General features: G+C 58.6%; 2 protein-coding genes and 4 pseudogenes. 4 read left to right on the top strand and 2 right to left on the bottom strand.

Annotated features, from left to right (window positions below; all coding sequences use genetic code 11):
- Nucleotides 1-671: 671 nt before the first annotated feature.
- Both L6639_RS41920 and L6639_RS41915 read right to left on the bottom strand, forming a co-directional pair.
- Nucleotides 672-2,023, bottom strand: a pseudogene (locus L6639_RS41920) (IS5 family transposase).
- 413 nt (nucleotides 2,024-2,436) lie between these two features.
- Nucleotides 2,437-3,368 (bottom strand): annotated as a pseudogene (locus L6639_RS41915) (IS91 family transposase); the annotation flags it as partial.
- 654 nt (nucleotides 3,369-4,022) lie between these two features.
- Between L6639_RS41915 and L6639_RS41905 the strand changes: the two are divergent.
- The 4 genes and pseudogenes from L6639_RS41905 to L6639_RS41890 all read left to right on the top strand — a co-directional run.
- Nucleotides 4,023-13,292, top strand: a complete 9,270-nt coding sequence (locus tag L6639_RS41905) for an Ig-like domain-containing protein (RefSeq protein ID WP_237867239.1) — start codon at nucleotides 4,023-4,025, stop codon at nucleotides 13,290-13,292.
- A 268-nt stretch (nucleotides 13,293-13,560) separates the two neighbouring features.
- Nucleotides 13,561-13,857, top strand: a complete 297-nt coding sequence (locus L6639_RS41900; RefSeq protein WP_237867238.1) for a hypothetical protein — start codon at nucleotides 13,561-13,563, stop codon at nucleotides 13,855-13,857.
- A gap of 183 nt (nucleotides 13,858-14,040) precedes the next feature.
- Nucleotides 14,041-14,304 (top strand): annotated as a pseudogene (tnpA, locus tag L6639_RS41895) (IS66-like element accessory protein TnpA); the annotation flags it as partial.
- 28 nt (nucleotides 14,305-14,332) lie between these two features.
- Nucleotides 14,333-14,490: pseudogene (locus tag L6639_RS41890) on the top strand (IS66 family transposase); the annotation flags it as partial.

Here is a 14,490-nt window from a genome sequence, read left to right as displayed (position 1 = left end):
CGGCGACACCAGCCCGCCAACGTGATCAGAGGCGCAAAACTCTAGTTCCGGGTGGTCCAAAGTTCGGTCTCGCTGCAAAAAACCCCGAGACTCTAACTGCCACTGGATGACAATTCAGTGGCAGGTCACTGCAACTAGGCGAGGTGCTGCACAAAGTCGTTACTTGGGCGGGCTTGGTACCAAGATCATCCCGCGTTTTTGCGTGAACCTTTCCTATCGATAGCCGGACCTAACTGAGAGGCGTTTATCTCCAGTCCAGCGTCGAATGATCACTTTTGAAAAGTCTCATATTGAGGGGCGTGCCATGAGTAGCCGCAATCAGCGCGATCGTGTGGTTGTTCTGCACCAACGGGTCTCATCTCTCATCGCTCAGATCTCAGAGTTGGAGGAACTTCAAACCAGAGTCTTGAGGGCAGAGGAAGATAACGTCAGACGACGCTCACGAGATAGGGGGGCTGGGGCTGATCGACGTGGAGTTCGGAACTCATCTTTCGAAGGGATCAGGGACACTCACGTGCCTTTTTTGTAGCTGCGCACGAGAAGCAGCATGACTGGGTCAAGAAGGCCGAAGTCGACAGCGGGCAACGGGCGGCGTACCAACTGACATGGCCGAGAAGCTGAAGGCGCTTGAGCGGGAGAACCGCGAGCTTCGGCAACGAGATAGTCGTCCGTTAAGAAGCCTGATTGAGCGGCGCTGGGGAGGCGAGCAAGCACCATAGCCGGCCCAGGAACAGGCACCAGAATTCTCGTTGCCAGGCGAGGATCCGGCGGAAGTTGTATCCGACGGCGGAGAGGATGACGTTGGCGGCATCTCCTGATCTCCTGCGCGGCCGTTAAGAAAGCAGCGGCCGAGGTGTCGCTCAGCATACATGTGCCCGATGATGGGCTCGATAGCGGATCGGCGGCGCAGTTACCGTTTGATGGCACCGATGACGCCGCGCTTCTGGCCGGAGATGAAGACGCGCCGGGGATTTAGCGCGTTGTGGCCGCGGTAACCCTTGTCGACATAGGCCCGCTCGATCGCACAGCCGGTGAGTGTCTCGGTGCGGTCGATGACCTCCCGCAAGGTGTGACCGTCATAGGGGTTATCGGGCAGCGAGCCGGCGTGCAGCACGAACAGACCACCGGGGGCCCGGCGGTCGTTGGTGACGATGGAGGCCTTCACCCCGAACTCATACGGCGCCGCGGCCTTGCCCTTGCCGATGCACTCGACCTCCGGGGCATGGAAGGAATAGAGCTTCCCACCACGCTGGCGCTGTTGCTGCGAGCGGATCTGTGAAGCACGGCCAAGTGGGAGGGCGAACGCCTCCTCGAGTGCAGCCTGACCTTCGATCTTGCGGCGGATGTCGCGGATGATCCGGCCCAGCCGGGAGCGCAGGATGCGCAACTGCCGCTGATGCCGCTTGAACTGTTTGGCATGGGCCTAGCGGGAAGCCATCATCGCGGCGGCCTTGGCCACACGCCCATAGGATTGCCGCAGCTTGATGCCGTGCCGTCTCGCCAGACGGTTGAGCCCCTTGATCGCCGCATGCAGCAGCTTGGCGTCGGTCGGAAAGGTGATGGCCTTCGGCTGCACCGTGGTATCGACGTCACCCGCTTGAGGTCCTGGCTGCGTAACGCACCGGCCTCGTGCGCCACCCGCAAGCTCTCGGTCAGCAACAGCTCCAGCTTGTCGGCGAGCCGCTTGCGCCAGTGGCTCAGGTCCGAGCGCTCGGGGAAGGCGTGCTGGAAGAACTCTTCGCCGGTGAAGTACTGGAAATACGGGTCGTAGACCCAGCGCTCGCACACCCCTTCATCGGACAAGCCGTAAATGTGCTTGAGCAACAGCAGCCCGATCATGAAGCGGGTCTCGATCCCCGGCCGGCCATTCTCGCTGTAGAGCGGCGCGATCTCGCCGTCGATCCAGTCCCAATCGACCTTCCCGGCAAGCAGAACCAGCTCGTGCTTCAGGTTGATGATCTGATCCAGCCGCGTCCCGGAACAGATCGTTCGATCCCGTCATCTTGCGCTTCTTCGGCCGCATCGTCCCCTCCAATGCACCACAGAATCACGGTTCGCAGCCAAGGGGAATCTTGAGGGTTCTGTGAGGTCGCTGGGCAAAGGCCCGCCGCGCGCCGTGTCGTACCGTGCGACCTCATAGAAGCCGGATTGAACGAAGCCGCGGAGTTGTGGGCGCTATGGGGATAGTGCCGCGGGTGCTGCTGCGGGGAATGCGCGGCTGTGGTCGCCGCGCGTCGGCGAGACATTCATTGGATGTGAGCGGCCCGATTGATCGGGCCAGGGGCGCGATCCAGCGAGCGATCTGCTGCGCTGGGATGCGTCCGAACGGTTGGCGAGGTGTTCGGTGACGAGCGCGGCCACGGCGACTTCGGACGTTGCCACCGCGAAGGTGATCCCGAAAGGGGTGGACAGCGCAGGCGCTGGCCATGACGTATCTCAACGAAACGGATGGTCGTGGCAGCCTCGCGGGACGACATCGACACGTCGCATGGTGCCGCCACAATGCGGGCAGACGGGGATCTCACATTTGGTGAGGGGATCGTCGCCGGCTTCTTGATCAGTCGGAGTGTTGCGGACGGCAAGGAGTTGACGGCAGAGGGCGATTTTATCGTTGCGCCCGCCATTGGCGAGGAAGCCATAGTGGCGGATGCGGTGGAAGCCGTCCGGCAGGGTGTGCAGGAGAAAAGCGACGAATGAACTCATCGGCATTAAGCGTCATCACTTTGGCTTTACGATTCTGCCGATAGTCCTTCCAGGCAAAGCTCACCTTGCCGTCGGCAAGCGAGATCAGCCGACTGTTGGCGATGGCGACGCGATGCGTATAGCGGCCGAGATAAGCCAGCACCTGTTCGGGCCCGCCGAATGGCGGCTTGGCATAGACGACCCAGTCTGTCCGTCGAAGTTGAGCGAGGCGCTCGGCGAATGCGGCGGGATCGGCAAGATGGACGAGATCGCCAAAGAAGCCCGACTGGCCAGCCGCGAAGGCAGCTTGGAGCTCTTGCAGAAACAGACGGCGGAATAGCCGGGAGAGGACACACACTGGCAGGAAGAAGCCGGGCCGGCAAGCGACCCAGCGCGTGCCGTCGAGCGAAGGTCCACCACCAGGCACGACGCAGTGGATATGCGGATGGTGTTGCAGGGTCTGGCCCCAGGTGTGGAGGACGGCGGTGACGCCGAGCTGAGCGCCGAGATGCTTGGGATCGGCTGCGATGGTGGTGAGCGTCTCGGCCGCGCAGCGGAACAGAATGGCATAGACCACCGCCTTGTTCCGGAAAGCAATCTCTCTGGCCGGCGCCGGTGAAGACGACGTGGAAGTACGGCACGGGAAGGAGTTCGGCTTGTCGCTCGGCAAGCCATTGCGCGCGCGCGTGTTGAGGTAGGATTGCTGCGTCGCCGGTGACAGATTGCGGACCGTCATGTCCTCGATCATGCAGCGGCGAAGTGGGCTGATCTCAGCCATCGGAAAACCTCCTGTCTAAAGGGTTGGGCTGCGAAAACCCGCAATCCTCTCAGACAGGAGGCAATCCTTGCCATGACTCCCTAGATGCCGCGCCAGCGGCTCGTTCAATCCACAAAAACAAAACTGCAAGGTTTGGGAGGCTCGAGCCCCTAGTCCCTGCAATCTCAGATGCCACCGCAACCGAAAAACAGACTCCCGCTCAACCGCTTAGAGCCTTGTTCACGGACGACTAAATAGTATGGCGCTCCCGGGGGGAAGTCTGCCTAGACGGTCGTCGGTACGCCTTACAGTTATGGCGCGCTGATGTGTAGGCTGAGGAGCGGATCGAGCGGGACCATGTGACCGATTATTCCGAGCAGAGCCCAACTGTCTCCGAAAGATTTCCCCGTCCCAGTGACCCGGCTCTTCGCCCGTCGGACGAATGGCGCGCTCGCGAAATCCTTGGTTCCGCGGCAGTCGGTGCGTTCAGCCTAAAATACTCATGAAACCGCTTTGCAAGCATTTGATCACATGTTATTAAAATTAAATTGATTATTAACTAATTTTTGCTTGGGGGCGTGATTTGAATACCCCATTGAACGCGCATTCTGACGTTGCCGTTTCAGCGGCAGCGCATGAGTCCTTTAGTTTTTCGGAGCATGGCCCAGCCAACGCTCCGATCGTTCCAGACGCGCATCTGTTGTTTTCTGGCGCGTATGAGCGTTCCGGTCATGACCTCATCATTTCGGATTCTAATCACCGGATCACGATCCACGATTACTTTCTTGGCGAAAAACGTTCGCCGCTTATTTCGGCAGACGGAGCGCTGCTCGATGCGCGGGTGGTCGATACGCTGACTGGCTATCAAACCTTTGCTCAAGCCGCTGGAAATGCATCGTCGGCTGCGAAGCTGATCGGCCACGTCGCTACTGTAACGGGCAGCGCCAGCATCGTTCGCAATGGCGTTACTATCGAGGCAAATAATGGGGACGTCATTTATCAGAACGACGTCGTGCAGACTGGAAGCGATTCAAAAATCGGTTTGGTTCTGATCGATGGCTCAGCGTTCAACCTGAGCGCAAACGCTCGATTTATGTTGAACGACTTGGGATACGAAGACCAGACGAATGCGAATGGAACTTTGGTCAGCCTGACCACTGGTTCGAATCACTCTCTGTTTACCCTTGTCCAAGGCGCGGCGAGCTTCGTCGCTGGCCAGGTCGCCAAGACCGGTGACATGAAAGTCGCGACGCCTACTGCCGTAATCGGTATCCGCGGAACCGCAGTGATTCTGAATGTCGATTCAGTCGACGGGCAGGTTTCGATTTCCGTTGCTGATCAGCATGATGGTCAAATTCATTCTGTACAGGTCTTCAGGTGCGTTCCGGGGAGCGCACTCCAGGGCGCTTGTATTGCGGGAGATGCGATCGGGATCGTCAGTAGTGATGGCCCATCGCTGACTATAACGCCAACCGCCAATTTCGAGGTTACCACGCAAGCCGTCGGCAAAAGCCAAAGCCAAGTTGCGCAGGAGTTTGGTGCCTTTCAACAGGTGCTGACCACCTACGATATTGGAAGGCAGATTGCCCCCGACACGCCACCACCGAGCGACGGCAAGCGCGGGGATGTCGATACCAAGTCGCTGCAAAAATTCGCTGGAAGTCCTCCACCATTACCGACGGAGGCTCCAACCGCGGTTGTCGTAGATGATGTTAAGGGCCAAGCTAGTGGAGGATCGATCACTCCGCCTACAGTGACTCTCGCTTTGATCACAGCAAGTTCTGGATCGACAACGAAATCGCCTGTCGCGACTTTGGACACAACGCAGGTCGTAACTGTGGTTCCGTCCGGGCCTGTAACGATCAACACCGCAGGCGGTCAAACCAACCAGGGAACCCAAACGATCAGCGGAAGCGTTGATCTCGTCTACGTCGGAACTACGGTCACGCTGTACGATACCTATAACGGTGTCACTACCCAGATTGGGGTGGCGACCGTCGGCTCTGACGGCGTTTGGAGCAAAGCCGTCACATTGGTCGGCGACGGCGACCACAGCATCGTCGCCCTCGACGCCAATTCAAATGTCACGGCGAGTGTGCCAGTTGTCTTCACGCTCGACACGACGGCGCCGACGGTTGCCATCACCAGCACGGGCGGGCCGACCAACCAGGCAAGCCAGACCATCACCGGCACGGTGGATGCGGCCGATGCCGGCGCCACCGTCACCATCCTGGACGGCGCCACGGCGATCGGAACGGCCCTGGTGCAGAGCAACGGCAGCTGGAGCAGCGCCGTCACGCTGAGCAACGGCGCCAACTCGCTGACGGCCCGGGTGAGCGATACCGCCGGCAACACCGCAACCAGCAGCGCGGTGGTCTACACGCTCAGCACCACCGGCCCGACGGTGACCGAGGCCCTGGCCTCCGACACCGGCGCCTCGAGCACCGACCACATCACCTCCAGTCCGGCGCTGACCGGCACCGGCATCGCCAGCACGCTGGTGCATTTCACCATCGACGGCATCGCCAGCCCCACCACGGGGACGAGCGATGCGCAAGGGGCGTGGTCGTTCACGCCGAGCGGGCTGGCGGACGGAGCCCACACCATCGTTGCCAGCCAGACCGATGCCTTCGGCAACACCGGCTCGGCCTCGCTGAGCTTCACGCTCGACACGACGGCGCCGACGGTTGCCATCACCAGCACGGGCGGGCCGACCAACCAGGCAAGCCAGACCATCACCGGCACGGTGGATGCGGCCGATGCCGGCGCCACCGTCACCATCCTGGACGGCGCCACGGCGATCGGAACGGCCCTGGTGCAGAGCAACGGCAGCTGGAGCAGCGCCGTCACGCTGAGCAACGGCGCCAACTCGCTGACGGCCCGGGTGAGCGATACCGCCGGCAACACCGCAACCAGCAGCGCGGTGGTCTACACGCTCAGCACCACCGGCCCGACGGTGACCGAGGCCCTGGCCTCCGACACCGGCGCCTCGAGCACCGACCACATCACCTCCAGTCCGGCGCTGACCGGCACCGGCATCGCCAGCACGCTGGTGCATTTCACCATCGACGGCATCGCCAGCCCCACCACGGGGACGAGCGATGCGCAAGGGGCGTGGTCGTTCACGCCGAGCGGGCTGGCGGACGGAGCCCACACCATCGTTGCCAGCCAGACCGATGCCTTCGGCAACACCGGCTCGGCCTCGCTGAGCTTCACGCTCGACACGACCAGTCCAACTGAAGCGCTGGCGTTCAGAAGTATTGCGAATTCGGGAGTTGCGAACTCGCTCACTATTTCCGGCACAAACGCTTTGCTTGCGGCCGGGGAGAAGATTCAAGTCAGCAGTGATGGGGGAGCGAGCTGGGCCGACGTTCTGCAAAATAGCCCGACGATTTGGAGCCTAGTAGACGGCACGACGCATCCATCGCATTTCACCTATCAGGCACGAATCATCGACACTGCTGGCAACATAGGTACCGTTGTCGATCAACCCATAAACGGTGAAAGCTCGAGCGCCGTCGTCGTAGGCAATCTTGATCCCACCAACAGCAGCAATGTTACCGTTGCCGTCCCGGGATCACCACCAATTTTGGGCGCCTATAATGGCGTGCAGGCTTTCACGTTCGGCAGCGGCAATGTAGTCGTCTCGACTGCCAGCGGTGCGAGCATCACCGGCACAAAGCAGTATGGCATTGAAACGTTTTCGGCGTCCACGGGCAGTGTCTCGGTGACGACTGCCGCGAATAGCGATGTCCGGTCCGGCAGTGCTGGCATTCTTGCTTACAATCAGGCGGCCCTGATTTCACAACTCAACGGCGTTACGACCAGTTCGATCTTGGTAACAGCCAACGGGACCATCGAATCGGGGACTACGCCGACCGGTTCGGGCGCAAGACCTGCAGGGATTTTGGCCGGATACAAGGGCGGGACCACAAATACGGTAAATCCGGCTGTGTTTGGAAACGTGATCGTAGATAATTTTGCCACCGTCACGGCAGCTGGCGGCGACGGTGTTCGTGCCTTCAATTATGGCAGTGGTAACGTCAGCGTCATAGATCGCGCGGGGTCAACGATTTCGGCGGCTGATGTATTTGGCATCAGTGCAGTGACTTATGGAATTGGCCAAGTGCTGGTCAATATGGAAGCCGGTGCCACGATCAATTCCGGTTCTTCCGGAGTTCAAGCGATCAATCTGGCAGCTACAATTGGTGTCGCAGCTGCATCAACTGTGAGTGTGACGTCACGCGGGACAATCCATTCGGGCACGCATCTTACTCCGGGAGGATCTCAGCCCCAGGGAATTTCAGCGGGCTATTATTCCAACGGCGGCGTCTCTGACACCAATGTCAATGGGACCGTCCTAGTCGATAACTTTGCGAACGTGACCGCAGACGCGGGCACCGGCGTGAACGCTTACAATTGGGGTAATGGAGCAGTTGCACTAGTCAATGAGGCGAACACCAACGTATGGGGTGCGCAATATGGACTAACCGCCTATTCGCTGAGCTCAGGCACTGGCAGTTCGGGTAGTGTGACCATTTCCGTCGGCCAGAACGCAACGATCACTGCTGGGGCACTGTACGGAATCATTGCAATCGACGCTGCCGAGCGCAATGGCGGAAACATTTCGGTTACGACGTCAGTTGGCGACATCATCAATTCAGGCGGCTCGGGGATCAGCGCGAGTAATCAGGCTCTCGGTACCGTATCAAATCCGATTACCGGACAAGTTTCCGTAACCGCTTTTGGGACGATCAATTCAGCCTACGATATGTTCACAGGCGGCGGTCAACCCGGGGGTATATGGGGCGGCTACTCCGGCGGAGGTAACCAGACCGTCAATACTTTCGTCCACGGCAACGTTATCGTCGATAGTGGCGCCACGATCAACGCGGCCGCGGGAGTGGGGATCGGTCTCTACAATTTCGGAACGGGAACGATCTCGGCGACCCTTGAACAATCTTCAGCTATCAATGCGATTTCGGCTGGCCTGAACATTTTCGCGCAAGGGGGCGGCAATGTAACGATCGTCAATCACGGCGGCCTGACAGTCCCGACCGGCACCGGAATCGTCGCAGGAAGTGGGCAGCCGTCGACCGGTGGAAGTGGCGTCATCTCGATCAGCAATTTGCACGATGTTGGCGGGCCGGCCAGCTCCGGCCTGATTGTAGCGCTTGGATCTCTCAGCAATGCGACCATTCAGGTCTACAATTGGAGCAATCAAGACGCGGCGATCGCGAACTCTGGAACAATAACGGCGACGCAATTCTCCTCGACAAGGTTGAACACGGCGATAGGCACATATAATGGGCCTACCAGCACAAACGTCGGCAGCGCCATCGTCAATAATTCGGGCGTCGTCACTGGGAATGTGAGCTTCGGCGCGGCATTCAACATCACCGCGGCTTCGTTCAACAACAATGCCGGCGGCGTGTGGAACGTCAACGGGCAGAATTATTTCGGCGGCGTCACGAACGCGATCAACAATGCCGGAACCATTAACGCGTCCGGCCTCAGCATTTTTTCGTCTTCGGGACCGTTGGCAGTCAGTAACACAGGCGCCGTAAATGTATTGGCCTTCGGCGCGGCGCTCGTCCTGGGCAACGTTTCCGGACAGGGCACGTTCACGATTGGCGACCACGCCGCATTGGAATTTGGCGGCTCAGTTGCTGGTGGCTCGACGGGCCAAACCATCAGCTTTGTAAATGGCAACGGGCTGCTGACGCTCGACAGTCCGGCGGCTTTCAATGGCACAATTGCAGGGCTGTCAATCGGGGACACGCTCGATTTTCTGGGTGGCGTGGTGGTATCGAGTGCCAGTATCAGCGGCACCACCTTGACCGTTACCGACAGCGCGCACTCGCAAACGTACTCTTATCAGGTTGCTGGTGCTGCATCCGGGACAGCTTTCAATCTGCTGTCTGCGGACAAGATCGTCATGATACCTGTATCCGCCCTGTTTCCCACAAGCGCGCAGCGCTCTTTTACGCCCTCCTCGGGATCTTTCTATGTTCTCGCGAACGATACAATTTCTGGTACCGGCGTTGGTTTCGCGGTCAATTCCACAGACAGCAGTTCGCTCGACTACACGACGGTTCAGATCAACCAGAACTCGTCGATTTCAGTTTCGGGAACGGGCGTCAATTTAACGACGACCGGAGCCAATATCGCCCTCGTCAATGCGGGGAATATTACGTCCACGGCAGGGGCGGGGATTCTCACAAATTCTGGATCAGGGTCGACAGACATCGTCAATTACGGCAGCATATCCGGCCAGACTGTTGGAATTGGAGCGCGAACGAGTGGAGCCGGTGCCCTTAACATTGTCGCTGGGGGGGCGATTACCGGCACAACCTCCATCGGAATCTCGGCGATTTCGACGCTGGGGGCAGTGAATATAACTACGACGACGGGACTGCTGATTAACGCCGGGACCGGCGGTATTGTCGCCCAGAATCAAGGCACATCGGTGCCGGCGGGTAGCAGCTCGATTTCGATCTCCACCTCCTCCGGAACGATCAATGCCGGAACAACTGCGATATCGGCGAGCTATCTATTAGGCACCAGCGCGCCGTCGACGCCACCGAATCCGCCAAACGCTACGGTCTATGGTGACATCAGTATCGAAAACGGTGCAACGCTTAATGCTGCGGCGGGAGTTGGCATCTCGGCGAGCAATTATGGCGTGGGCAACATTTTGGTCTCCAATAATGCAACCATTACAGCGACCGCGGCAGGCACAACCATTCCTGGCACAACCTCATCGCAGTATGGGATCAGCGCCTTCAACTACGGCTCGGGCAAAAGCATAGTCACGACAGGATATGGGTCGCTCATCAATTCGGGCAGTACAGGAATCAATGTTTCGAACCAGGCGACGGCGATCGCTGCGGCAGCGGCAAGCACCGTTACTGTCGTGGCCTTGGGAAGTATCAACTCGGGCGCTAATAACAACAATTCCGGTAGCGCGCCCTCCGGGATCCAGGCTGGCTTCAATCCCGGTCTGGCGAGCGTGTTCAATGCAGGCGTTTGGGGGGATGTGTTGGTCAGTGCCAACGGTAACATTGCCGCCGCGGCTGGTGATGGCATCAACGCCTACAACTACGGCAATGGCAGTGTCACGGTCAATGTCGCGCCCAGCGTCAATATCCAGGCGCTGACGTCTGCGACGTCCACGTCGGGAAAAGCACCCTATGGAATTAGCGCCTCGGTTTATGGCCCCGGCGACATTGCTGTAACAACAGCAGGCGGCGACGTAGTCACGTCAGGTAGTAGTGGGATTAGCGCAACAAATCTCGCAACCTCGATCGGTGCGTCTGAGGCGGCGCTTATAACTGTCTACAACTTGGCTGCAATACATTCGGGCTCGATTGTAACGAATAGCGGAAGTCAACCGTCTGGAATCGCCGCCGGCTTCTTTGGCGGTACAAGCGCCACGGCAAACTTGAGCGTAAACGGGAGAGTGATTGTCAACAACGATGGAAACATTGTTTCTGACGCGGGCGTTGGCATCAATGCCTATCATTACGGGAACGGCGACATAACGATCAACGATGCGTCTGGAACGACGGTGTCAGGCGCGCAGTATGGAATCGAAGCGCATGCGGAAGCCACCGGTAGCACCGGGAATATCGCCGTCAACGTCTACGCCGGAGCTTCGATCACGTCGACCACGAGTTACGGAATCTTCGCGTATACCAAGGGTTCCGGAAATATCTCCATCATCACCACCTCCGGTGACGTCATTAATGCGGGCAGCGTTGGTATAAATGCCACCAATGAAGCGGCTTCGATTGATCCCAGTGCGAACAGTTCGATCGTCGTCACTGCGGCTGGAACGATTAATTCGGGCACAGGATCGACGGGAACGGGGAACCCTCCCGCTGGAATCATCGCCGGTTATCTTGGGGGCACTGCCATCCCTTCAAGCTTCCCTCTGACCGCACTCGATGGCGATGTCACTGTTAACAGCACGGCGAATATCGTTGCCGCCGCTGGTGATGGTATTCGCGCATATACCTACGGTATCGGCGACATCACCGTGAATGATCTGGCGGGATCGATCACGGCGCTCGGCGGAAGCAGCCCCACCAATGGCTTCGGAGTGGGCATTTCTGCGAACAATTTCGGCTCCGGCAATATCAGCATTTCAACTGCAGCAGGGAATGTGATCAATTCCGGAAGCTCCGGCATAGCCGCGGTCAACAAGGCGCCTTCCAGCGGCCCGTTTGTCGTGCCTTCCACGAGCGTGATCTCCGTCTCATCCTACGGCACCATCTTCTCCGGTACTGTCTTGACTGGTGCAGGAGACGCGCCGGCCGGCATTCTGGCCAGTTACAATCCTAACTCGGCGAACGTTGCCGATGACAGCGTGCATGGCAACATCCAGGTCGACGATTACGGGTCGATTTTTGCGGCTGCGGGCACGGACGGCATTCGTGGCGAGAACTACGGCACCGGCGCGGTAACGATCACGGCGGAAGCCGGAGCTCTTATTTCAGGTGGGCGCTACGGCATTTCCGCGGTGAGCCACGACGGTGGCAACGTCGTTGTCACCAACTACGCGGATGCAACCGGAACAACGGCGGCTGTGAATGCGATGACCACGGCTGCTGGTACAGCCGTGGTTGACAACTACGGACACCTCGTCGGTGGCATCAGTGCCTACAATGCAACTGTTACCAATGAACTTTTGGCGGGGTGGTCCGTCAACGGAACGAGCACATTCTCCGGCGTAAGCGTTTTGATGAACATGGGCTCGATCGACAGCGTAGGTTCGTCGCTGATTTCGGGGCTTTCCAGTTTCGTCAACACGGGCACAATTGAAGCGCTATCGGGAAGCCTTGAAATTGCTAATGCAATGACTGGGGCAGGCATTGTGAATATCTATGGCGCGACCGTTCAACTCGATGCGGCTTCCGACGCGCATGTTCAATTTGTATCGAGCCAACCGGGCAAACTGGTCCTGGCGGATCCGGTCCATTTCGCTGGCACGGTGTCCGGCTTTGACGCTGGTGATATTCTTGACTTGAAAGGCATAGCGCCTGCAAGTGTCAGTATCAGTGCGTCAGGTTCTCTTCACGTCAGCTACTCTGGCGGTGCCATTGATTTGCGAGGGGCCTACAGCGCCTCTGATTTCTCGGTCGTGTCGGATGGTGCAGGGGGCTCTGAAATCTCCTGGAATCATCATGCGCCCGCCATTGATACTCATCAAATCAGCATTGTGAACAAGCCCAATGGAACAACCGCGGTTCTCGGGCTGCAGATTACCGATACAGACACAAATGCTTCGACTGAATCATTTACATTGAGTGCGACGACCCTAGATGCTCAGTCCGGTAGCTCCGTTGCCCCGTCGGGAAGCGTTGGCTCTCTGACGGCGATCAATAGCGTTCTCGCAGCCGGGGCAATCTACAATCCAGGAGCTTCACCACCACAGAGCGACAAGATTGCGCTGACGGTGACTGACGGATTCGGTGCGATAGACACCGTTAATTTGGTTTTCAATGCAACCGGAACAAGCGCCAATACTGTGCTGCAAGGGACATCCGGGAGAGATGTTGTCTTCGCTTCCAATGGATCTGACATGCTTGTCGGCGGGGGCGGACCGGATCAGTTTGTATTCGCACCGACGTCGTTGACGGGAGTGGCGCAACACACAGTCACCGACTTCATTGTGGGGCTGGACCGACTCGACGTGAGACAATTCGCCAGTCTTTCGGCAACGTCGGCTCCGACCGAAACTCAACAGGGAAGCGACACATTAGTTACGCTAGATAGTCACGACATAATACTGCTTAAGAATGTCAATGTGACAACGCTGCAGACCAGTGACTTTCTTTTCCACGCTTAGGCGTGCCGTCAGTTGCGATTACCAGGCAGCTGGTTCGGAGCGAGGCGAGAGCAACTGACGGAGAAGCTCTTGAAATATGCGAGCCTTGAAACAGTGATCTGATGTTGCCCGTCGATTGGTGAGCCGCGCCTCAGTAGCGAGATTGGAAAAGTGCAGGCGACGTTATTGAAGCCACGCTTCGGAAATGGGGTGATCCAAAGCGTTCAGTCGCGGGCCTTTGTTACGAATTTATACGACCGGGTCTGTGTCACTGCGATTGAGTGAAATCATGTCTCAGCGCAACCGTAATTTGCCGATGGCAGGCCAATCAATCGAGGAAAGCCTGCTCATTAAAGGACAGACGATCATTGTCGTATCGTCAGCGGGCCCGAGGCTGGCCGGCAAATCAGGCATTGTAACCGGCAAAGGCGCGACTAAAAGCCAAGTCAGGGTTTTGCTTGATGGCTCCAAGGGTTGCATAACGTTGCACGCGCGTTTTTTAAGCCTGCTTCAAAGTCAAGCTTTTGAGGAACCTATACCCGATAGCCGGGATGATCGTAAGGAAAAGCAGCGGCGTAAGAACTAGCCACGTGGAATCTCCTTCGATTGATCATCAGTGCTTGGGGAGAAGACAGCCGAAAAGCACAGGGAGCCTTCGATCCATTTGCTCGACAGAGTTGTCGTATAGACCGTACGCCTACGAGGAAGGCCGCCTTGTTTGACGGAGGCGAACGCTGCAGGTCCTAGGGGTAATCCTAGGAGAAGCGCTATGACGATTTCGAGGGCGGAGGTGATCACATCGGTCGAGCGGCGGCGTCGGTGGTCGCAGGATGAGAAGGAACGGCTTGTTGCAGCGTCGCTCGAGCCCGGCGCCAATGTTTCCGAGGTGGCTCGCGCGGCCGGGCTTCATGTGAGCCAGCTGTTCAGGTGGCGTAAGGAGCTTTGCAAGAATGGTGAAGCGAGTGTAGCGCCGTTCGTGCCTGTCGAGATCGGGCCGTCTATGCCGCCGCGGGAGGTGGCCGAAGTGCCATTGGCGCCGGCGCGTCGGCGGAAGAGCCATGGTCGGCCACGGGACCTTCGCCGTCATGCCGCTGTTCCAGCTGATCGAGCACCATGTGCTCGCCGCCGAGCGCCTTCATGGCGACGACACCACCATCCGCATCCTGGCGAAGGGCAAGTGCACGACCGGCCGGATCTGGACGTATGTGCGGGATGACCG

The sequence above is a fragment of the Bradyrhizobium zhengyangense genome, from assembly GCF_022012555.1.
In the GTDB taxonomy this organism is placed as follows: Bacteria; Pseudomonadota; Alphaproteobacteria; order Rhizobiales; family Xanthobacteraceae; genus Bradyrhizobium; species Bradyrhizobium zhengyangense.
Note: the sequence above shows the minus strand (reverse complement) of the source record. Positions and strands in the feature narration are given on the sequence as shown.